General features: G+C 70.1%; 15 protein-coding genes and 2 pseudogenes. 7 read left to right on the top strand and 10 right to left on the bottom strand.

The genetic code is table 11. The features are described 5' to 3' along the window. Positions 1-38: 38 nt before the first annotated feature. The 3 genes and pseudogenes from AB0333_RS08660 to AB0333_RS08650 all read right to left on the bottom strand — a co-directional run bounded on the left by AB0333_RS08660 (position 39) and on the right by AB0333_RS08650 (position 4,685). Positions 39-1,551 (bottom strand): annotated as a pseudogene (locus tag AB0333_RS08660) (APC family permease). Positions 1,552-1,632: 81 nt separating this feature from the next. Then, the gene (gene glsA, locus AB0333_RS08655; protein ID WP_366218278.1) at positions 1,633-3,651 is read right to left on the bottom strand and encodes a glutaminase A; all 2,019 of its coding nucleotides are present in this window, start codon (positions 3,649-3,651) and stop codon (positions 1,633-1,635) included. Positions 3,652-3,677: 26 nt separating this feature from the next. After that, complete coding sequence (locus tag AB0333_RS08650) at positions 3,678-4,685, bottom strand: D-isomer specific 2-hydroxyacid dehydrogenase family protein (RefSeq protein WP_366218277.1); 1,008 nt, start codon at positions 4,683-4,685, stop codon at positions 3,678-3,680. Between the two features lie 122 nt (positions 4,686-4,807). Here AB0333_RS08650 and AB0333_RS08645 point away from each other — a divergent pair, with 122 nt between their 5' ends. Both AB0333_RS08645 and hrpB read left to right on the top strand, forming a co-directional pair. Next, positions 4,808-5,764, top strand: a complete 957-nt coding sequence (locus AB0333_RS08645; protein ID WP_366218276.1) for an SDR family oxidoreductase — start codon at positions 4,808-4,810, stop codon at positions 5,762-5,764. A gap of 79 nt (positions 5,765-5,843) precedes the next feature. Further along, positions 5,844-8,567, top strand: coding sequence for an ATP-dependent helicase HrpB (hrpB, locus tag AB0333_RS08640; protein WP_366218275.1), 2,724 nt, complete (start codon positions 5,844-5,846; stop codon positions 8,565-8,567). Positions 8,568-8,703: 136 nt separating this feature from the next. Here the strand turns inward: hrpB and AB0333_RS08635 are convergent. Continuing rightward, positions 8,704-9,633 (bottom strand): annotated as a pseudogene (locus AB0333_RS08635) (DUF2332 domain-containing protein); the annotation flags it as partial. A 48-nt stretch (positions 9,634-9,681) separates the two neighbouring features. Then, the gene (locus tag AB0333_RS08630; protein ID WP_366218274.1) at positions 9,682-11,184 is read right to left on the bottom strand and encodes a glutamate--cysteine ligase; all 1,503 of its coding nucleotides are present in this window, start codon (positions 11,182-11,184) and stop codon (positions 9,682-9,684) included. A gap of 186 nt (positions 11,185-11,370) precedes the next feature. On the opposite strand from AB0333_RS08630, the gene AB0333_RS08625 reads away from it, so the two are divergent. The 4 genes from AB0333_RS08625 to AB0333_RS08610 all read left to right on the top strand — a co-directional run bounded on the left by AB0333_RS08625 (position 11,371) and on the right by AB0333_RS08610 (position 16,093). Next, positions 11,371-12,681, top strand: coding sequence for an extracellular solute-binding protein (locus AB0333_RS08625; protein ID WP_366218273.1), 1,311 nt, complete (start codon positions 11,371-11,373; stop codon positions 12,679-12,681). Then, positions 12,678-13,685 (top strand): sugar ABC transporter permease, encoded by a 1,008-nt coding sequence (locus tag AB0333_RS08620; RefSeq protein ID WP_366218272.1) that lies wholly within the window; start codon positions 12,678-12,680, stop codon positions 13,683-13,685. The genes AB0333_RS08625 and AB0333_RS08620 overlap by 4 nt, the downstream gene beginning before the upstream one ends. Beyond that, positions 13,682-14,611: a carbohydrate ABC transporter permease gene (locus tag AB0333_RS08615; RefSeq protein WP_366218271.1), complete on the top strand. Its 930-nt coding sequence runs from the start codon at positions 13,682-13,684 to the stop codon at positions 14,609-14,611. The genes AB0333_RS08620 and AB0333_RS08615 overlap by 4 nt, the downstream gene beginning before the upstream one ends. 105 nt (positions 14,612-14,716) lie before the next feature. After that, positions 14,717-16,093 (top strand): ATP-binding cassette domain-containing protein, encoded by a 1,377-nt coding sequence (locus AB0333_RS08610; RefSeq protein ID WP_366218270.1) that lies wholly within the window; start codon positions 14,717-14,719, stop codon positions 16,091-16,093. Between the two features lie 6 nt (positions 16,094-16,099). Here the strand turns inward: AB0333_RS08610 and AB0333_RS08605 are convergent, their stop codons facing one another. Both AB0333_RS08605 and purU read right to left on the bottom strand, forming a co-directional pair. Next, positions 16,100-16,621, bottom strand: coding sequence for a gamma carbonic anhydrase family protein (locus AB0333_RS08605; protein WP_366218268.1), 522 nt, complete (start codon positions 16,619-16,621; stop codon positions 16,100-16,102). Positions 16,622-16,658: 37 nt separating this feature from the next. Then, positions 16,659-17,507 carry a formyltetrahydrofolate deformylase gene (purU, locus tag AB0333_RS08600; protein WP_366218353.1) on the bottom strand — a complete coding sequence of 283 codons (849 nt, stop codon included), beginning with the start codon at positions 17,505-17,507 and terminating at the stop codon, positions 16,659-16,661. 301 nt (positions 17,508-17,808) lie between these two features. Here purU and AB0333_RS08595 point away from each other — a divergent pair, with 301 nt between their 5' ends. Next, positions 17,809-18,297 (top strand): hypothetical protein, encoded by a 489-nt coding sequence (locus tag AB0333_RS08595; protein WP_366218267.1) that lies wholly within the window; start codon positions 17,809-17,811, stop codon positions 18,295-18,297. Between the two features lie 79 nt (positions 18,298-18,376). Here the strand turns inward: AB0333_RS08595 and AB0333_RS08590 are convergent, their stop codons facing one another. The 3 genes from AB0333_RS08590 to AB0333_RS08580 are packed head-to-tail and all read right to left on the bottom strand — an operon-like array spanning position 18,377 to position 21,826. Next, complete coding sequence (locus AB0333_RS08590) at positions 18,377-19,879, bottom strand: catalase (RefSeq protein WP_366218266.1); 1,503 nt, start codon at positions 19,877-19,879, stop codon at positions 18,377-18,379. 47 nt (positions 19,880-19,926) lie between these two features. Then, complete coding sequence (locus tag AB0333_RS08585; protein ID WP_366218265.1) at positions 19,927-20,478, bottom strand: Fur family transcriptional regulator; 552 nt, start codon at positions 20,476-20,478, stop codon at positions 19,927-19,929. 34 nt (positions 20,479-20,512) lie between these two features. Continuing rightward, positions 20,513-21,826, bottom strand: a complete 1,314-nt coding sequence (locus AB0333_RS08580) for an NAD(P)-binding domain-containing protein (RefSeq protein WP_366218264.1) — start codon at positions 21,824-21,826, stop codon at positions 20,513-20,515. Positions 21,827-22,084: the final 258 nt, after the last annotated feature.

The following is a 22,084-nucleotide window of genomic DNA, read 5'->3' as shown; positions in this document are numbered from 1 at the left end:
TCTCGACCTACAGATTCAGAGGGCTGGTGACTGGGCCGTCATCTGCCCGGCGGCCGCGGCGGCAGGTCCTCGTCCCGGCCGATCAGGACGTCCCCGACCGGTGCGCCCCGCTTCCGGTGACTGGCTTTGTTGAGGAAGTACGTGAGCACCCACAGGGCGATCCCGAGGACCATCAGTCCACCGGCGATCTGATAGACGATGGGATCCCGATCCACCCAGGGACCCGCCAGGAACAGGGAGAAGAGTCCCGCGAGGTAGGGCAGCACGGCGGGAGAGTTGAAGGCTCTCTTCGAGTGCGAGCCCGATTCCGGGTCCGCGCCCCTCCGGCGCCGCAGCACGATGCAGGCCACGTTCACCACGGTGAAGACGCAGAGCAGCAACAGGGCGGTGGTGCTGGAGAGGTTGGTGACGATGTTGCTCTCGGGGTCGCTGGTGACGTACCAGATGAGGAACAGGGCCAGGACGGTGGTGAAGATGATCGCGACCCAGGGGGTGCGGCGGGTCCGCAGTACCTGACCCAGCGGCCGCGGCAACACGTTCTGCTTGGCCATGCCGTAGACCAGCCGGCTGGCCATCAACATGTTGATGAGGGCGGTGTTGGCCACGGCGAACACTGCCAGGAAGGGGAAGATCCGGTCCACGGGGAAACCCGGGGAGCCCTGCTTCACCACTTCGAGCAGTGCCTCGCCCTCGGCCTCGCCGATCGTGGACAGTTCGGTGGGGGACAGCACGGCCACGGCGGAGAAGGCCACCAGCATGTAGAAGAGCACCGCGATGCCCAGGCCGGTCAGCATGGTCCGGGGGAAGATGCTGATGGGATCCTTGGTCTCCTCGACCATGTTCACCGAGTCCTCGAAGCCCACCATGGCGAAGAACGCGATGGAGGTGGCTGCGGTGACGGCGAGGAAGAGCCCCTTGTCATTGTTGTCCTGGAACACGAAGATCTGGCTCAGGTCTGAGCCGCCCTGGGCCATCGCGAAGAAACCCACCCCGATCACGATGCACAGGGCCGTCATCTCCACCAGCGTCAGGACGACGTTGAACTTGATGCTCTCGCCCACCCCGCAGGTTGATCAACGCCAGCAGCACCATGAAGCCCAGGGCCACGCCCATCACCGCGCCGGGGCCGGCCTCGCCCATCCAGCCGTTGACCTCCAGCCCGCCGAAGAAGTTCTGCGCCAGCACGTTGGCCGAGGTGGACGCACTGGTGATGCCGGAACACACCACGGCGAAGGCCACCAGGAACGTGACGAAGTGGATGCCGAAGGCCTTGTGCGTATAGAGCGCTGCCCCGGCAGCCTGCGGATAGTGGGTGACCAACTCCAGATAGGAGAAGGCGGTCATCGTGGCCACGGCGAATGCCAGCAGGAACGGCAGCCACAGGATGCCGCCGACCATGCCGGCCATCTCACCGGTGACCGCGTAGATCCCGGCCCCCAGCACGTCGCCGACGATGAACAGCAGCAACAGCTTGGGCCCGAGGACCCGTTTGAGTTCGCCCTCGCCCTCCTCAGGAGGGGCGCTGGGGACGTCCGGCGTGGTGGTGCTCATGACTGCCTCCGACATCTGCACAGGTCACACGGGTGTTCGCAGTGTGGCCCGCCCGGGATGCGAGGGTCAATGATTCATTGGTCACTCGAAGCGGGCACCGGACTCCCGGCTCATCTGCTCCACCGAGGTGTAGGCGTCCCGCGCCAGGGCGGACCACAGCTTGATGGCCAGCTGCGGATCGGACTCCTCGAGGGCGGAGATCACCTGTGCCGTGAGCACCCGGGTGGTCACCGGACCCATGGCGCGCACCGTGGTGAGCTGCCGGCCGGCCTGGCCGAGCGCGATCTCGCCGAAGATCATGCCGGGGGAGAGATAGGCCTGCCGGTAGCGACGTCCGCCGGAGCCCTGGCTGGTGAGCTCGACCTGCCCCGCAGTGATGAAGTAGATCCCGCCGAACGGCTGCCCCGCCCGGCGGATGACCTGCCCGGCCCGGTAACTGCGGGTCTCCATGAACGCGGACAGGGTGAGGGCATCCTCCTCGTTGAGCATCTCCAGCAGCGGGGACCGCGTCGGCTCCTGGTCGCCGGTAGGCACCAGGTCGGGGGCATGGCGGGCCAGCATCCGCTGTTCGATCCACTCCAGCGCGAGGGACCGGGAGAGGAACAACCGGAATTCGGGCTCGACGACGGCCTCCGCCGTGCCGTCCGCGTCCAGGTCGGCGGGGGCCAGGTCAGAGACGGCAGCGTCAGAGGTGAAGCTGTCGGCTCCACCTCCGCCGGCGTTCCCGCCGGAGGTTCCGGCTCCGCCGGCCGTGGACCCGGCAGGCGTGGACCAGGTGGTGGTCTCCGGCATCGGATCCGGCAGGGCTCCGTCCTCCGTGTCCGCCGCGTAGTCCAGCAGGGACTGGGTGAGCGCGGTGTCGTCATCCACGAGGATCAGGTCGCGGCGGTCCTCCAGGAAGTTGCGCACCACATGGGTGAGCATCCGGGCCGCGGCCTTGCCGAAGTCGTCCACCTTGCGCACGTCCACCACGAGGGTGCGGACGGAGGTGGGCAGGCCGACGGCGGCGCGGGCCAGGGTCTCGGCCTCGGCGAAGCCGATGTCACCGCCGATCTCGATGATGCGGCATTCCGGTCCGTGCTCCTCGAGGGCCTGGAGGGCCTCGACGCTGCGGGGGACACTGGAGGGCGCCTCGGACAGGTCGTACCGGGCCCGGATGGTGGAGCGGCCCAGGGGCGGGACGTCACCGTAGTGCAGGCCGAAATCGGTGGCGATCTGCTTGATGGCCACGCCGCCGCGCACGGACATCCCATGCTCGTCCAGGGGCGGGGAGAAGACCCCGACGCCCATCTGCCCGGGGACCACCACGAGCAGCCCGCCACCGACCCCGGACTTGGCCGGCAGGCCAACCTCGATGGCCCAGGTGCCGGCGTCGTCATACATCCCGCACGTGGACATGACGGAGAGCACCCAGCGGACCACCTGCGGGGAGAAGACGCGTTCGCCGGTGGCCGGGTTCACGCCCTGGTTCGCCAGGGTCGCGGCCATCATGGACAAATCCTTGGCGGTGACCAGGATGGAGCACTGGCGGAAGTAGTCCTGCAAGGAGGGTTCGGGGTCGGATTCGAGGATCCCGAACGAGCGCAGCAGCCAGGCCAGGGCCCGGTTGCGGTGGCCGGTCTTGTCCTCGGCCTTGAAGACGGGCTCCGAGACTTTCAGGTCCCGGCCGGCGGCGTCCGAGAAGGTGTTGACGATCCGTCCGATGCGGTCGCGCCCGCCACGTCCCTTGATGAGCGAGGTGGTGGTGATCGCCCCGGCGTTGATCATGGGGTTGTCCGGGCGGCCGGTGCCCGCCTGCAGGGAGATCTCGTTGAACGGGTCACCGGAGGGCTCCACGTCGATCTTCTCGTGCACCTTGTCCGGGCCGAGGTCCTCCAGGGCCATGCCGTAGGTGAAGGCCTTGGAGATCGATTGGAGGGAGAACGGGTGCTCGGCGTCCCCGGAGGCGTAACAGTGGCCCTCGACGGTGGTCAGGGCCAGGCCGAACAGGTTCCGGTCCATGGCGGCGGCCGAGGGCACGGCCTGGTAGGTGGTGCCCTCGTCTACGGGGCGGATCTGGTCGACCAACCGGTCAAGGTAGTCCTGCACGGGGGATCTCATGACCCCCAGCCTAAGGGGCCTGACGGTCAGTACCCTGCCTCTGCGTCCACCCGTCCCTCCAGCGCGGAGCCCTCGGCTCGGGCGGCGAGGTTTCGCTCGCTGCGGGCGTTGATCAACGGGATGCACATCTGCGGGGTGTCCGCCGTGTGCGGGGTGATCAGGCAGCGCGGCTCGGCCCACAGCGGGTGCCCGTCCGGGAGCGGCTCCGGGTCCGTGACGTCCAGTCCCGCACCGCGGATGGACCCGGCGGCCAGCGCCGCCACCAGGGCCTCGGTGTCCACGAGGGTTCCGCGGGCGATGTTGATCAGGATGGCGGTGGGGTCCATGAGCTCCAATTGCTGGGCGCCGATCATGCCGCGGGTCTCGTCCGTGGCGGCAGCGGCGATCATCACGACGTCGGCGCCCGGCAGAACCTCGTCCAACCGGCCCTGCGTGACGGTCCGGTCCGCCCCGGGCACCTCGTCCTCCGTCCTCCGGACCATGGTGACGGTGGTGTCCCAGGCCTTGAGCAGGCGCAGGTACTCGCGGGCGATCCCGCCCCCGCCGACCACCACGCAGTTCAGCCCGTTCAGGGTGGTGCCGCCGCCCGGGCCCCACCCGGTGGCGCGGACCCGCTCGGGCAGGTTCCGCAGCAGAGCGAGCGTGAGCGCGAGGGCGTGCTCGGCCACGGGCGGCGCGTAGACGCCCTTCGCGGAGGTCCACTGGATGTCCGTCCGCTCCCGGATCAGTGGCACGTACCGTTCGATGCCGGCGAACGGCAGCTGAACCCATCCGAGCGAGGGGTTGGCGGCCAGGATGGCCTCGACGTCCTCGACCGGCACCGGGTACACCATCACCAGGGCGGTTGCGGACCCGTCCCCGTAGGGTGCGTCGGCGTCGCTCGGCACCACCGAGCCGCCGACGTCGGCCGCGGCCTGAGCCGGCCCGGCATGCGCCTCGCGGTAGGGGCCGTCTCGACGGGCATCGGCCAGTGGGTAGAACAGGACCCTGTCTGGTCCGGTGGCGGCGGGGTTCACGGGAGCTGACTCGGTCATGCCGCCATGCTGTCACAACCGGCGGTCTGGCCGGGCAACTGCCGAGGAGTTCGCGCGCGGCATACGGATGGTGCGCGGGTGATGGCTTGATGCCGAGTGGGCAGATCCTTAGGGTCGGGGACATGAACGGATCTGCGAACCACTCAGAGAACCAGACCGGCCTCAACGCCAGCGGTGGGGGCGCGGGGGCCGGCCAGCTCGCCGCCGATGACCCCACGACCCGGCACCCGAAGGTCTCCCCGCCGGAACAGGACCAGCCGGAGCCGGGGCTGGATGTGAAGACCGAACCGGTGCCGGACATCGGTCTGGACTCGTACCGGGGCCAGGGGCGGCTGGTTGGCCGAAGGGCGCTGGTGACCGGAGGCGACTCCGGGATCGGCGCCGCCGTCGCCATCGCCTTCGCCCGGGAGGGTGCGGACGTGGCGATCGCCTACCTGCCGGCTGAGGAGGAGGACGCCCGGCGTGTGGTCGAGGCCATCGAGGAGGCGGGTCGGACCGCGGTCGCGCTGCCCGGGGACCTGATGGACCGGCCGTACCGGGAGGGAGTCGTGGACGCCGCCGTCGAGAAGCTCGGCGGGCTGGACATCCTGGTGAACAATGCCGGCAAGCAGGTGATCTCCGACTCTCTGGAGGACCTGAGCGATGAACAGGTGCACGAGTCCTTCCAGATCAATATTATGTCCATGTTCACGCTGTCCCGGGCCGCCCTGAAACACATGGGCCCCGGTTCCACCATCGTCAACACCACGTCCATCCAGGCGTATGAGCCATCGCCGAACCTGCTCGACTATGCGTCCACGAAGGCGGCGATCAACAACTTCACCAAGGGCTTGGCCCAGCAGGTGGCGGAACGGGGCATCCGCGTCAACGCCGTGGCACCGGGCCCGGTCTGGACCGTCCTGCAGGTCTCTGATGGACAGCCCAAGGAGAAGCTGCCGAAGTTCGGGCACAACACCCCGTTGGGCCGTGCCGGTCAGCCGGTGGAGATGGCCCCGGCGTTCGTGTTCCTGGCCTCCGGGGAGTCCAGCTACGTCACCGGTGACACTCTCAACGCCAACGGCGGCACGCCCACGCCCTGATCCACGCTGTAGTCCACGGTGGCTCCGTCCGGCCGATCCACGTCCAACCGACCCCTGGCGAGCGGTCCACAATGGGAGGATGAGTTCCCGCACCCGGTCCGACCCCTTCGACCTCGATCGCCTGGGTGCAGGCCTGGTCTTCAGCGACTCCCTGCCGGACCTGCGCCGGACTCTGGCCTCGGAGCGCCTCGCCGTGGTGCAGGCACCGCCGGGCACCGGCAAGACGACGCTCGTGCCGCCGGCCGCGGCGAACCTGTTGGCCGAGCAGAACGAACAGACCGGTCAGACGGGTCAAGCCGGGCAGGCGGGCCCGGCCCCACGGAAGGTCATCGTCACCCAGCCGCGAAGGGTGGCGGCCCGCGCCGCCACCCGCCGCCTCGCGGCACTGGATGGGACCGGCGTCGGGACCCGGGCCGGCTACGTCGTTCGCGGGGAACGCCAGACCGGCGCGGAGACGCTGGTGGAGTTCGTGACCCCCGGCGTGCTGGTCAACCGGCTGCTGAGCGATCCCGAGTTGGCCGGAGTCGGTGCCGTGATCCTGGACGAGGTCCATGAACGCGATCTCGAGACGGACCTGCTCTTCGGCATGCTCGGCGAGGTGGCCCAGCTGCGCCCCGAGCTGCTGCTCGTGGCGATGTCCGCGACTTTGGATGCGGCGCAGTTCGCCGCCCGGCTGGGGGAGGGCACCGGCCGGTCCGGCCCCGCCCCCGTGGTCGACTGCCCCGCCGCCCTGTTCCCCGTGGACATCCGCTACCGACCGCATTCCGGGCGCCGTCAGGACCTGCGCGGGGTGAGCCGGGACTTCCTCGACCACGTCGCCCGCTGCGCCGCGGAGGCCCATGCAGAGGTCCACGCGGCCGAGCCGGGAACGGACGCCCTCGTCTTCGTCCCCGGGGCCCGCGAGGTCGCGGAGATGGTGTCCCGGTTACAGGACCTGGTCCCCGGCACCGAGATCCTGCCCCTGCACGGTCAGCTGCCGGCCGCCGAACAGGACCGGGCCGTCGGCGGGCGCGAACCCTCCGCACCTGACCGGCCCCGCATCATCGTGTCCACCTCGCTGGCCGAGTCGTCGCTGACGGTGTCGGGGGTACGGCTCGTGGTGGATGCCGGGTTGGCCCGCGAACCCCGCCGGGACAGCGCCCGCGGCATGACCGGGTTGGTGACGGTGGCCGCCGCGCAGTCCTCCGCCGACCAGCGGGCCGGCCGTGCCGGACGCCTCGGCCCCGGCACCGTGGTCCGCTGCTACGACCGCAGCACCTATGGGACCGCACCCGCGCAGCCGACGCCCGCGGCCGCCGTCGCCGATCTCACCGGGGCCGCACTCGTGCTGGCCTGCTGGGGTGCGCCCGCCGGTGAGGGACTGGTGCTGCCGGAGCCGCTGCCGGAGGCCTCCCTGGCCGAGGCACTGGAGACGCTGACGGCGCTGGACGCCATCGATCCCGCCGGGCGCGCCACCGACCACGGCCGCCGCCTCGCCGCGATTCCCGCCGAGCCGCGGTTGGCCCGCGCCCTGCTTGACGGCGGCCGGCTGGTGGGTGCCCGCGCCGCCGCAGGGGTGGTCGCCCTGGTCTCGTCCGATGTGCGGCCCGAGGGCGCCGACCTGACGGTGTCCCTGCACCGGCTGCGTGCGGCGGGGCGCGGCGACGCCGAGGCCGGCCGGTGGCGTCGCGAGACCGAGCGCTTCGAGCGGCTGGCCGGCCGCGCTGGTCCGGCGAGCCCGGTGCACCCGGGGAACACCCCGGTGCCGCAGGACTCGGCCGTGGGAGTCGTCGTCGGGCTGGCGTGGCCCGAACGCCTGGCGCGGCGGGTCCCGGACGCCGCCGGTGGGATCTACCTGCTGGCCGCTGGGACGCGGGCCGCGCTGCCGCCGGGCAGCCAGCTGGCCGGGGCGGGCTGGCTGGCGGTCGCCGAGGTCTCACGCGCCGAGGGGAGGGCCGCAGCCGGCACCGGAGCAGTGATCCGGGCCGCGGCCCCCGTGGACGCCGCCCTGGCCGAACAGCTCGCCGGACCTCTTTATCGGGACGAGCGGACCGCCGCGTGGCAGGACGGCCGGGTGGTCGGCCGGGCCGTGAAGGCGGTGGGGGCGATCGTCCTCTCCGAGACTCCGGTGGCGCCCGACCGGGCGTCTGGCCGCGCCGCCGTCGTGCGTCTGCTGGCCGAGCGCGGCCCCGAGGCCATCGGCCTGACCGCCGAGACCAGCCCCGGGGCCGACGCGCTGCGCCGCCGCCTGCACCTGCTCCACCGGACGCGGGGGGAGCCGTGGCCGGACCTGTCCTCGGCGGCACTCGCGGCGGGCTGGGAGGACTGGCTCGCCCCCGAGGTGGAGAAGCTGGCCGGTGGGGCCAAGGCGGGGTCGTTGGATCTGGCCTCGGCCCTGCGGCGGTTGCTGCCGTGGCCGGAGGCGGTGCGGTTGGACGAGCTGGTGCCCGAGCGCCTGCCCGTCCCCAGCGGCCGCACCGCTCGGATCGACTACCCGGCCGTGGAGGCCGGCGGCGAGGCAGAAGACCACGCCGGCACCCCGGTGGTGGCGGTCAAGCTCCAGGAGTGCTTCGGGCTGGCCGAGACCCCGCGGTTGGTGGATGGCCGGGTGCCGGTCGTCTTCCACCTGCTGTCCCCGGCGGGCCGGCCGCTGGCCGTCACCGGGGATCTGGCCTCGTTCTGGTCCGGCCCTTACGCCCAGGTGCGGGCCGAGATGCGGGGCCGCTACCCGAAGCACCCGTGGCCCGAGGACCCCTGGACCGCGCCGGCGACGGCGCGGACAAAGAAGGCCGACGACAAGACCCAGCAGGAGAGCCGTCGGTGACCGCATCAGCAGGCGTGTTCGTCAGTGGGGGATGTGACGCTTTCCCGCGCCGCGGGTGGGCAACAGATTCCCCCACTGACGTGATGCCGCACCGAGCTGCCTACCGGCGTTCGCCTATTTGGCTGCCAGCTCCTCCTCAGAGCTCCAGCCCGGTGACCGAGCGTCCGTGCGGATCGGCCGTGGCTCGGGGAGTGCCGTCGACGGCGATGATGAATTCGCCAGGCGCAATGGACGTGGGCAGCGGATGGAGTTGTGGGAGGACCCTGGGTCCCTCATTACTGATCCAGTGCCCCGGCAGGCCGCTGACGAGATCGGCGAAACTGCCACGGGCGGACTCGTCGAGGTAGGCGAGCACGGCCGTGTGGAAGACGACCAGCGTGGCGTCGGCGGGTGCCTCGGCGGCCAGGGCTGGCAGCGCCTCGTTGAGGTCGCCGGCAATGATCCGGGGTGGCTCACGGCGGGCGACGGCCAGCGCGGATCGGAGCCGATCCCGGCGACCATCGTGTCCGGGCCAGATGAGGGTCTCCAGCCAGGTGCAGTCGTCCGGATTCGCGACGTCCACGGGGGAGACATCGATCCCCGCCCGCCACACGACCTCCGGAAGAGCCTGCGGTGGCTCGATTCCCGGTCCGAGACGGCAGTCGATGGCCACCTCGGATGGCCCGTCGGCGGGGTCGAGGCGGGTGCCGTCGCTGTACCGGTAGGAGTAGCGGTCCGGCAAGAGGCAGAGACCGGCCGCGGCTCCCACCTCAACCAGGGCCAGGGGCTGGGGCAGCTCGGCGAGGAACGGCAACAACACGGCGCATCGGGCCGCCTCGTTCGTCTGGGTGGATCGCGCCAGGATGGTCTCCCGGATGGCGTCCCAGCGGCCCATGAGGGTGGACCGGAACGAGGCGTAGGTGCCCTCGGCGCCCTGGATCCGAGCGGCGGCGAACACAAGGTTGGGCTGGCGCTTGGGACGGGGCAGTCTTGCCACCGGGTCGAGCACTTCGGGATCCTCGGCGATGTCCCCGGCCCAGTCCTCGTAGACCTCGGAGCTGCCGTGAGCCTCGAATCGGGCGAAGCGGCGGTAGACCTCTGACGGGAAGCTCCCCGCGGTGGATGGCGGGGTCCATCACGGCAGCGGCCACGTGTGCACAGGGTCTCCGCCGCGCATGTGCGTCCCGTACTCCGCCACCATGCTCGCCAGCGCCTTGCCCCGGGCCAGGCCGGATTCCTCGTACCGGCCCAGGGCCCGCGTCATCCACGCCGCCCCGTTCTGGCCGGTCCGGGTGCGGCCGGTGAGCACTGCCAGGTAGTGATCCGCCACGTCGTCCTCCACCTCGAGCAGCTCCAGCCCGTGCCGGGCGGCCGGCAGCAGGTGCCGGTCCAGCAGCTCCGTGACGGGGACATCCCCGTAACCGGGCCAGTACACCGAGGCGTTCAGCCCGTGCCGGGCGCATTCGTAGAAGTTGGTCCTGGCCACCCCGAAAGACATCCGCTGCCACGGGTTCTCCTCCGTGGACACCAGGTACTTGACCAGGCCGAAGAAGAAGGCGGCGTTGGCCACCATGTCCACCACCGTGGGGCCGGCCGGAAGCAACCGGTTCTCCACCCGGAGGTTGGCCGGAAGCGCCGGCGAGGTGCCGCCGTCGCCCTGCTTCTCGTCCTTGCCCGGATCATAGATGGGCCGGTTCCAGCGGTAGACCGTGCCGTTGTGCAGCAGCAGCTCGGCCAGTTTCGGCGCCCCGGCCGCCGTGGTGCCCGTAGCGCCGGACATCTCCGGCAGCAGCGCCGGGAAGAAGGCGATGTTCTCCTCGAACAGGTCCTCGATGCCGTCGATCCAGCGCTCGCCGAACCAGACGCGGGGCCGCACCCCCTGACGGGCCAACTCCGGCCCGCGGGTGTCCGCGGCCTGCTGGAACACAGGAATCCGGGACTCGGCCCACAACAGGCTGCCCAGGAACAGCGGGGAGTTCGCGGCCAGGGCCACCTGTGGCCCGGCGATCGCCTGCGCGGCATTCCACACCGGGCCGAACTGCTCTCGGGTCACCTCAAGGTGCAGCTGCATGGAGGTGCACGTGGACTCTGGGGCGATGTCCCGGGCGTAGTAGGACAGGTGCTCGGGACCGTCGATGTCGATGAGGATGTCCTCACCGCGGGCCTCGAGGATCGCCGCGTTCAGGGCCGAGTAGCGGTTGCCCTCGCTGATCCAGTCCTCTCCGGCCAAGTCCTCCCCGTCCAGTGTGGGCAGGATCCCGATCGCATACAGCTGCGCCCCGGCCCGGATGGCCCGCTTGTCCGCCCGGTCCAGCTCCGCCTTCAGGGACTCCTCGAGATCGCGCAGTCCGCGCTCCCGGATGGTCAGGGACGGGTGGTTGAGCTCGATGTTGTACCGGCCCAGTTCCGTCTGGAATGCCGAATCGTCGATGGCGTCGAGGACCTCGCGGTTCAGCGGCGCCGGCTGGGACTGCTCGTCCACCAGGTTCAGCTCCAGCTCCAGGCCGATCCGTCCCGCCCCGGAGAAGTCGCTGCCGGCCAGGTAGTCCTTCAGTTCCTGCAGTGACCCTTCCAGCCGCTCGCGGTAGCGCGTCCGCTCGGACCGGGAATAGGTGCTCGATTCGACCTCGGTGCCCATGGGATGAAGCGTAAGGCACCGGAACCCTTGGGAAACACCCGTCACAGGCATATGCTCACGTCACAGTGACCTGCTTCACAGGTCCGAGGCGAGTTCTCGGCCCGGGGCGCAGGTCACGGTGGCACACGGATCATCGGCCCTGGCCGCAGCACCGTGGGACGGAACCGGACCGGAGGTACGCGACTGATGAGGCAATCCCGACCGAGTGGCAGGCACACCCGCCGGCTGGCGAGCGCCGCAGTGGTGGCCACGGCAGCCCTGGTGCTCACGGGGTGTGGGCCGGCGGAGGACACCCCGGTCCTCACCTGGTACACCAACCCGGACGACGGCGGCCAGGCCACCATCGCGCAGCAGTGCACCGAAGCGGCCGACGGGGCCTACCGGATCGAGACATCCATCCTCCCCACCGATGCCGCCTCCCAGCGTGAGCAGCTCACCCGGCGGCTGGCCGCCGGGGACACCTCGATGGACATCATGTCCCTGGACCCGCCCTTCATCCCCGAACTGGCCGAGCCCGGATTCCTCGCGCCGGTCCCCGAGGACGTGGCCTCCTCGACCACCGAGGACACCCTGGACGGGGCACTGGCCGGTGCGACGTGGAAGGACAACCTCGTCACCGTGCCGTTCTGGGCCAACACCCAGCTGCTCTGGTACCGCGAGTCCGTGGCCGAGGAGGCCGGTCTGAACATGGAGGAACCGGTCACCTGGGATCAGCTGATCGAGGTCGCCCGGGACCAGGACAAGGAACTCGGAGTCCAGGGGGCACGGGCCGAGTCCATGACCGTGTGGCTCAACGCGCTGGTCGAGTCCGCCGGCGGGCACATCCTCGAGAACCCCGAGGCCTCCGCTGCGGACGTCCAGACCGGACTCGACACGGAGGCCGGCCACGCGGCAGCGCAGGTCGTCTCCGCCATCGGTCAGGAGGGTCTCGGCGGCCCCGGCCTGGCCACCCAGCAGGAGAACGAGGCCATGCTGCTCTTCCAGGGGGACAACGGCTCCTTCATGGTGAACTGGCCGTTCGTCTGGCCCGCCACCAACGCCGCCGTGGAGGACGGAGCACTCCCGGAGGACCTGCCCGAGGACATTGGCTGGGCCCTGTACCCGCAGATGGTCGAGGGCCAGGAGCCGGCACCGCCGCTGGGCGGCATCAACCTCGGGGTGGGGGCCGCATCCGAGCACCCGGAGCAGGCGTGGGAGGCGATCGAGTGCATCGTCACCCCGGAGCACCAGACGGAGTACTTCATCACCAACGGCAACCCGCCCTCCAGTGCGAGCGCGTTCGACGATCCGGCCGTGGAGGAGGCGTTCCCGATGGCTCCGACGATCCGCGAATCCCTGGAACTGGCGGCGCCCCGTCCGCAGACGCCGTACTACAACGAGGTGTCCACGGCCCTCCAACAGCGGTTCACCCCGCCGGGCGCCGTTGACCCGGAGACCACCCCGGCCGAGACCGGCCAGTTCATCATGGAAGTCTTGCGAGGGGAGTCCCTGCTGTGAGTGCCGTTCCCACGAATGTCCCCGCGGTCGACCCGGAGCCCGGGGATCCGCACCGAGGCTCCGCGCCGCCGAGTGGCTCCCGCGGCCGCCGCAAGGCGCCGACCTCCGAACGCGCGAAGGCCGAGGCCCGCCTGGGCTGGTGGCTCGCCGGGCCGGCCTTCGTCATCATGGTGGCCGTCATCTTCTACCCCGTGGCGCAGGCCGTCTGGGACTCGCTGTTCAGTTACCGCCTGACAGCGCCGGGGGACCGGGAGTTCATCGGCCTGAGGAACTACGCCACGATCCTCACGGACGGTGTGTTCTGGAGCGCACTGGGGGTCACGGCCCTGATCACCGTGGTCACCGTCTTCGTGGAACTCATCCTCGGCTTCATCCTCGCGATGATCATGCACAAGGCCATCAAGTCCACCCGCGGCCTGGTCCGGACCGTGATCCTGGTGCCCTACGGCATCATCACCGTGGTCTCGGCCTACGCCTGGTACTACATGTTCAGCATCGATTCCGGGTACGTGAACAACTGGCTCAGCTGGCTGCCCGGGTTCAACGACGAGCTCAACTGGTTCGCCCAGGGCGGCACCTCGCTCGTGGTGATCATGTTCTCGGAGATCTGGAAGACCACGCCTTTCATCTCCCTGCTCCTGCTCGCCGGACTGGCCCAGGTCCCGGAGGACCTCTCCGAGGCGGCCGCCGTGGACGGGGCCAACTGGTGGCAGCGGCTCAGCCGGGTCGTGCTGCCGAACATGAAGGCGGCCATCATGGTGGCCGTGCTGTTCCGGGCCCTGGACGCGTTCCGGGTGTTCGACTCGATCTTCATCATGACCAACGGCGCGTACGGCACTGAGGTGCTCTCCCTGCTTGCCTACCGCACCTCGATCGGCCGCCTGGAGATCGGGCTCGGCTCCGCCATCTCCGTGGTGCTGTTCCTGTGCGTGGCCCTGATCGCCTTCGTCGCCATCAAGGTCTTCAACGTTGACCTTGCCGGATCCAAGGGAGGCCGCAAATGAGCGTCGAAGCAACCCGAGCCCCGGCCGGCCGTGCCGCCCGCGAGCCGGACCCGACTGCGGAGGAGCTGGAGGGCCAGAAGACGGCGCGCCGAGCCAAGCGGAACACGGCCATCGGCTGGTGGGTGCTCACCGTCGTCGTGGCCGTGTGGTGCCTGTTCCCCGTGGCGTCCATCCTCGCCACGAGCTTCAAGACCCCGGGGGATCTGTCCAACGGGCAGTTCCTGCCGACCGAGCCCTCCACGATCAACTATGAGGAGATCCTGGTGGGGGACTCCCGCCAGCTGTTCCTCAGCGCCCTGTGGAACTCCATCGGCATCACCGTGATCGCCACGGCCATCGCCGTGGTGCTGGCCACCCTGTGCGCCTACGCGATCGCCCGCCTGGACTTCCCGGGCAAGAAGGTCGTGCTGACCGTCTCCCTGATGGTCTCCATGTTCCCGGTGATCTCCCTGGTCACGCCGCTGTTCAACATGTGGCGGACGCTGGGCCTGTATGACACGTGGCCCGGTCTGATCATCCCGTACCTGTCCCTGACACTGCCGATCTCCATCTGGACGCTTACCGCGTTCTTCCAGCAGATCCCGTGGGAGCTCGAACAGGCCGCGCAGGTGGACGGCGCCACCCCGCTGCAGGCGTTCCGCAAGGCGATCGTCCCGCTCGCCCTGCCCGGGGTCTTCACCACCGCCATCATCGCCTTCTTCATCGCCTGGAACGACTTCGTCTACGGCATCTCACTGACCTCCACCGAGGCGGCCAGACCCGTGCCGGCCGCCTTGGCGTTCTTCACCGGCGCCTCCCAGTTCGAATCGCCCACCGGCGCGATCTCCGCCGCGGCGATCATCGTGACCATCCCGGTGGTGCTGCTGGTCATGCTCTTCCAGAAGCAGATCGTCGCCGGACTGACCTCGGGCGCGGTGAAGGGCTGATCAGCGGGGCCAACACCTGCCGCGGGCAACCGGCGCCAGTGAGCACCAGCCACCCATCATGACGGAACGCAAGGCAAGCGAAGCAAGCAGAGAAAGGGAGCACCGATGGCCTCCATCACCCTGAACAACATCGTCAAGAAGTACGACGACGGCTTCCCGGCCGTGAACAATGTGTCCCTGGACATCGCCGACGGTGAGTTCGTCATCCTGGTGGGCCCCTCGGGCTGTGGCAAGTCCACCCTGCTGCGGATGATCGTGGGGCTGGAGGACATCACGTCCGGCGAGCTGCAGATCGACGGAACGCGGATGAACGAGGCCGCGCCGAGGGACCGGAACCTGGCCATGGTGTTCCAGAACTACGCCCTCTACCCGCATCTGACGGTGTACGAGAACATCGCCTTCCCGCTGCGTCTGGCCAAGAAGTCCGGTGGCTTGAATGGCTCCAACGGTGACTCCACCGGGGGAGCGAACGGCGGATCCAACGGCGGATCCCGCGGGAGAAGCCTCGGCGGGGCCGGCGGGGGATCGGTGGACGACCGGGTGCGCAAGGCGGCCGAGATGCTCGAACTGACCGAGCACCTGGAGCGCAAGCCCGCGAACCTCTCCGGCGGTCAGCGGCAACGCGTGGCGATGGGGCGGGCGATCGTCCGCCAGGCGGACGCGTTCCTGTTCGACGAGCCGCTGTCCAACCTGGACGCCAAGCTGCGCGGGCAGATGCGCGCGGAGATCGCCCAGCTGCAGCGCCGGCTCGGCGTCACCAGTGTGTACGTCACGCACGACCAGACCGAGGCGATGACCCTGGGGGACCGGGTGGCGGTGCTGAAGAAGGGCGAGCTCCAGCAGGTGGCCAGCCCCCGCGAACTCTACGAACAGCCCGTGAACCTGTTCGTGGCCGGCTTCATCGGCTCCCCGTCCATGAACTTCCTGCCCGCCACCCTCAAGGAGGGCTCAGCGGGTTCCGCGGGCTCCACAAGCTCCACCGGCGGCGCTGTCCTCTCCTCGCCGATCGGTGACATCCCCATCTCCGCGGAGAAGGCCGCCGTGGCGAAGGGTCATGACCTGCTCATGATCGGGCTGCGGCCCGAGTTCTTCGAGGACGCGCAACTCGTGGACGAGGCCAAGAAGGGCAAGGGTGCGGTCTTCACGGCGGAACTGTCCCACCTGGAATGGCTGGGGCACGAGCAGTACGGCTACATCGAGTTCGAACCGGACGAGAAGGTCCGGCGCCTGCTGTCCGACCTCGCGGCGGAAATGGATGCCGATGAGCTGCGCCCGCAGGTGGTCACCACGCTGTCCGCGGAGTCCCGGGTGCGCCCCGGTCAGCCCACCGACCTCTGGGTGGACACGTCCCGCATCCACATCTTCGACCCGGAGACCGGCGAGAACCTGACCCGGGACGCGGAGGCGGGCGCCGAATTGACACGGATGGCCACCGCGGAACGCGAGCGGGAGATCGAGCTGGCCGCCGCGAAGGACGGCTAGAAGGTACTACTCGGAGGTCGCGTCGCGGTGCGCCGCGGCCAAGCGAACGTAGGTGGACGAGTTCCTGCCGAGGGAGGCGAGCTCGTCCTCGGTGAGTTCGCGGCGGACCTTGGCGGGGACACCGGCCACCAGTGATCGCGGCGGGACCACGGTGCCCTCGAGGACCAGGGCGCCGGCGGCCACGAGGGACTGGGCCCCGATCACGGCTCCGTTCATGACCGTGGCGGACATGCCGATCAGGCAGCCGTCCTCCACGGTGGCGCCGTGGACCACGGCGGCGTGGCCCACCGAGATGTCCTGGCCGAGGGTGCAGGGGAAGCCCGCATCCGCGTGGAGGACCACGTTGTCCTGCAGGTTCGTGCGCTCGCCCACCCGGATGGGGGCGCTGTCCCCGCGCGCCGACACGCCGTAGAAGGCGGAGGACTCGGCTGCGAGGGCCACGTCACCGGACAGGGTGGCGGTGGGGGCGAGGAAGCAGGACTCGTGGGCGACCGGCGTCGAACCGGAAACGGTGATCAGGTGTGCCATGGCAACAGCGTACGTGCCAGGGCGTACCTGATCACCGTCAGTCGAAGACGACGGTGCGTTTGCCGTCGAGGAGGACTCGGTGCTCGGCGTGCCATTTGACGGCGCGGGAGAGGGTGGAGCCTTCGACCTCGCGGCCGCGGATGACGAATTCGCGGGCGGACTGGGCGTGGGTGACGCGTTGGACTTGCTGTTCGATGATCGGGCCCTCGTCCAGGTCGGCGGTCACGTAGTGGGCGGTGGCCCCGATGAGCTTGACGCCGCGGTCGTGGGCCTGGTGATAGGGGCGGGCGCCCTTGAACGACGGCAGGAAGGAGTGGTGGATGTTGATGGCCTTGCCCTCGAGCTTGCGGCAGAGGTCGTTGGAGAGGATCTGCATGTAGCGGGCCAGGACCACGAGCTCGATGTCATACTCGGCGACCAGGTCCAGGAGCTTGGCCTCAGCCTCGGCCTTGTTGGAGTTGCCGTCAGCGTCCTTGGCCACGGGGATGTGGATGAAAGGGATGCCATAGAAGAACGCCATGGGCTGGAGCTCGAGATGGTTGGAGACGATGACCGGGATCTCCACGGAGAGGGTGCCGGCGCGCTGCTGGAAGAGCAGGTCGTTGAGGGTGCGGCCATCCTTGGAGCACATCACCAAGGTGCGGGTCTTGCGGGAGGCCTCCCAGAGGCCGAGGTCCATGGAGAACTCCTCGCGGACCGGTTCCAGGGCTGCCTCGACCGCATCGCGGCTCTCGGGGGTGGTGAATTCCACGCGCATGAAGAAGGTGCCGGTGTCCGGGGAGTCGAACTGCTTGGAGTCGGTGATGTCTCCCTGGACCGAGAGCAGGGCGCCGGAGACGGCGTGCACGATGCCGCGGCTGTTCTGGCAGGACAGGGACAGCACCATGGGATGGCCGGTGATCTCGGCCGAACCGGCCAGGCTGGCGGGGGACGCGGTGGCAGGGGTAGAAGCGTTCATGGGGAAAGCATACCTATCTCCATAGTGATTTGTATCACCCGGCAGGAAATCGTTGTCAGTGACGCGTGGTTCCCCGAGCGGATCCTCAGCGGGCCCTGGGGGGGTGGTCGTGGACGGCGGGGCCCAGGCCTCGGCCCCCAAGTCACCCTATGGCACAGTGGGCGGCACCAGCCGGACGGCTCCAGGGCCGCTCGGCGAGGGCACCGTCAGCGAGAGCAAAGGACAGGTCATGGACAACCAGCAGCTGCTGTGGTGGGTCATCGGCGTGGTGGTGGCCATCATCATCATCGTCGTGGTCATCGTGTGGGCGAAGAGGAGTCGGGACCGGCGGCAGGAGGCGGCCCACCGGGCTGCTGAAGACCTCCGCGGTGAGGCGGACCGGCAACAGGGACGCACCCTGGCCGAGGAGGAGCGGGCCGCCGCCGTCCGTCACGATGCCGAGGCGGCGGAGGAACAGGCGCGGCAACTGCGGGTTGAGGCCGAGGAGCGTGAGCGGACCGCTGACTCGTCACGGGGTGCGCTGGACGCGCGACTGCGGGAGGCGGACCGGCTGGACCCGGAGGTGCGGACCGACGGGGACGGACGCCGGGTCGACGGTGCCGACCCGGTCAGCGACGCGGGGCCGGCCGGAGACGCCGGGCCGGTCAGCGACGCCGGGCCCGGCAGGCATGCCGCGGATACCGCCGGCGACGACGACGCGCGAGGGCCCCGCTCCTGACATCGGAGCGGGGCCCTGGTGAGCGTGCGGCCCACGGCCGGCGTCGGGACTCAGGCGCCGGCCGGAGGGCTCATGGACCTCAGTTGCCGCGGTCGACGCCCATGCCCGGGACGTCGGCGCCGTCGACATTGGCCTTGACGGCGTCCTCGATGCGCTGGCCGATGGTGGCGTCCACGTTCTTCCAGTACTGGAAGGCGTTGGACAGCACCGGCTCCTGGACCCCGTCGAGGGCGCCGGAGACGGTCTCCACGAACTGGTCACGCTGGGCGTCGGAGAACACCTCGCGGACGAGGATGCCCGGCTGCACGAAGTCGCCGTCATCGCTGCGCAGGGTGTAGGCCTCGCGGGTCAGTGCGCCGTCGGCCTCCCAGCCGTTGTCCACCGGGCCGGTCTCGTCCGACCAGGAGTCACCGAAGGAGTTCGGGGCGTACATGGAGCGGGCACCGGTGTGCTCGTACCACATGTTGCCCTCGAAGTTGTAGGTGTGCACCGGATTGATCGGCTTGTTGACGGGCAGCTGCTGGAAGTTGGTGCCGATGCGGTAGCGCTGGGCGTCCGCATAGGCGAAGTTGCGGCCCAGCAGCATCTTGTCCGGGGAGTTGCCCGTGCCCGGGACCATGTTGGCCGGGGAGAACGCGGACTGCTCGATCTCCGCGAAGAAGTTCTCCGGGTTGCGGTTCAGGGTCATGGTGCCGACCTTGTGCCGCGGGTAGTCCTTCTGGGACCACGTCTTGGTCAGGTCGAAGGGGTTGTACCGGTAGGTCTTGGCCTCCTCGTACGGCATGATCTGGAAGTACAGGTCCCACTTCGGGAAGTCGCCCTCGGCGATCGCGTCGCGCAGGTCGCGGCGGTGGTACTCGGCGTCCGCGCCGGCCAGGCGCTCGGCCTCGGCGTTCGAGAGGTTCTCCACGCCCTGCTGGGACTCGAAGGCCCACTTGACCCAGAAGCGCTCACCGGCCGCGTTGACCAGGGAGTAGGTGTGGGAGGAGTACCCGTTCATGGTGCGCCAGGACTTGGGCAGTCCCCGCTCACCCATCAGGTAGGTGACCTGGTGGGCCGACTCGGGGTTCTGGGTCCAGAAGTCCCACTGCATGGTGCCGTCACGCAGGCCGGAGTCCGGCATGCGCTTCTGGGAGCGGATGAAGTGCGGGAACTTCATGGGGTCGCGGACGAAGAACACGGGGGTGTTGTTGCCCACCATGTCGAAGTTGCCCTCTTCGGTGTAGAACTTCAGCGAGAAGCCGCGCACGTCGCGCCAGGTGTCCGGGGAGCCCAGCTCGCCGGCCACGGTGGAGAAGCGGGCCAGCATGTCGGTCTTCTTGCCGGGCTGCAGGAAGTCGGCCTTGGTCCACTTCGAGACGTCCTCGGTGATCTCCAGGGTGCCGAAGGCGCCGGCGCCCTTGGCGTGCGGACGGCGCTCGGGGACGTTCATCCGGTTGAAGTGCGCGAGGGTCTCCACCAGGTGGTGGTCGTGCAGGACGATGGGGCCGTCAGCGCCCACGGTCAGCGAGTTGCGGTCGCTGACGGCGGGGATGCCGGCCTGAGTGGTGGAACCGGTGCCGTGCGGGGTGGTTTCCGTCATCACGTTCTCCTTGGTCGGTTGGATGTGGTGGATGGTTGGGATACCGGTCAGCCCTGGCGGGCTTCCCGGGGCTGGGTGGGGACCTCAGGAAGGGTCCCGGTGGGCCGTGCGACCTGCGCCGGCTGGGTGGACGCGCAGTCCGCGCACAGTCCCTGATAGACGACGTCGGCGATCCGGATGGTCATGCCGTGCGTCTCGGAGGGGTGCAGGCACGGGGCATGGCCAACGGCGCAGGCCACGTCCTCGATGCGCCCGCACTCCGTGCAGACGGCGTGGTGGTGGTTGTCCGCCACGCGGGTCTCATACCGGGCCGGGGAGTTGGCCAGGTCCAGCTGGCGGAGCAGTCCGGCGCCGGTCAGGGAGTGCAGCACGGTGTAGATGGACTGCACCGTGATCCCCGGCAGGCTCTGGCGCACGTGCTCCAGGACCGCGTCCGCCGTGGCGTGCGGGGAGTCGTGCAGGGCATCCAGGACGGCGAGCCGCTGCTTGGTGACCCGCAGCCCCGCCGACCGCATGCGGGCGGCCCAGGCCAGCGGGGCGGCTCCGGTGAGGGCTCGCCCTTCCTGGTCCGGGGTCTCGGCGGGGGTGCTCTGGGTCATGCCCCCAGTATTGCATATTCTGAGTTACTCATAACTACTCGCGGGCTGCCGGGGCCTCCGCCGCCGTGATGGTCCGCACTGCCTCCACGGCGGCCCGTCGCCCGGCCCGGGTGGCCCCGATCGTCGAGGCGGAGGCGCCATAGCCCACCAGGAAGAGTCCGGGGCTCTTCGCCACGGACACCCCGTCCGCCGCCATCACCACGCCGCCGCCGCGCTCGCGGATGTGCACGGGGGACAGGTGATCCAGGGAGGCGCGGAACCCGGTCGCCCAGAGGATGGCGTCCACCGGGGTCTCCCACGTGGTCAGCGGGTCCTCGGCCGAGAGGGCGGTGCAGGCCCGTCCCGGCAGCACGGGCACCCGGTCCAGTCCGCCCGCCGCGGCGCCGTCCGGCGCGAGCAGCGCATCGGCGACCGGCCCCTGGGAGGGGACCGGGCCGCCGTCGGGCCCCGGGCCGTCCAGGACCACCCCGGTGCCGGTGATCCGGCGCAGCGGGCCCCGGCTGATGAGCACGCCGGAGGCGAGGCCGGCGAGGTACTGGTCCGTGACGGGCAGGCCCGTGGCGGCCACCACGGACAGCGGTGGCAGGCCCATGGTGGTGCGGGCCGAGACGGAGGCCTCCACGTTCACGCCCCACGAGGAGTCGAAGAAACGGTCCGTCCAGTCCGGCGCGCGGCGGGTGCTCCACACGGTGTGGGCGCCGGCCTGGTCCAGTTGGAGGAGGAACTGCAGGGCGGAGGTGCCGCCGCCGACCACGAGGACCCGTTGGCCCGTGAAGTCCTCGGCCGCCGTGAACCCCCGCGTGTGCAGCTGCCGGCCGGTGAACTCGGCGATCCCCGGGTAGTACGGGACGTAGGGGCTGTCCCAGGTGCCGGTGGCGTTGATGACCGTGCGGGCCCGCCACGTGCGCCCCGCCGCGGTGGTGACGGTGAAGGTGCCGTGTTCACGGGGAGTCGCACCAGGGGCCGCCTCCGGGGTGGGGGCGTCCCGCTCCACATGGTGCACCACTGACTCGACCGCGGCGGGGCGGACCACCGGCAGGCCGTTGCCCCGCTCGTAGTCGCCGTAGTAGCGCGACACCACCCGGCTGGCCGGCTCGGCCGGATCCGGGGTCCCCAGCGGCAGGCCGGGCAGATCGTGGATCCCGTGCGCGGCGTCGAAGGTCAGGGAGTCCCAGCGGTGGCGCCAGGCCCCGCCAGGCCCGTCGTTGGCGTCGAGGACCACGAAGTCCTCCCAGGGCACCAGGCCCTTGCGCAGGAGTTGTCCGGCGGCGCTCAGCCCCGCCTGCCCGGCCCCGATCACGACGACGGCCAGCAGCTCGGGCGCGGAGGAACTCTCAGGTGTGCTCACCTGAAGTGCAGCGCCCCGGCCGCTGCGCGTATTCCGACGGAGCGTTCCGGGGCCGTGATCCGGCCGGGCGCTCGCTGCCGGCCCCGCCATGGAACCGACACGGGCAGGCGCCCGCGCTACGATGGGGGCGCAGGCCGCGACTGGCGAAGGTGGACCACCACCGGGAAGCGGCGAACACGGACACCGGCGGTCGTCAGAGGCCGCCGGGCCGTGCAGGCCTCCGGACCGCCCGCCTGGGTCCGGCGGCGGCCAACGAAC

The organism is Citricoccus sp. NPDC079358 (assembly GCF_040702545.1).
Lineage (GTDB): Bacteria > Actinomycetota > Actinomycetes > Actinomycetales > Micrococcaceae > Citricoccus.
The sequence above is the reverse complement of the archived record's forward strand: the minus strand, read 5'-3'. Positions and strand labels throughout refer to the sequence as shown.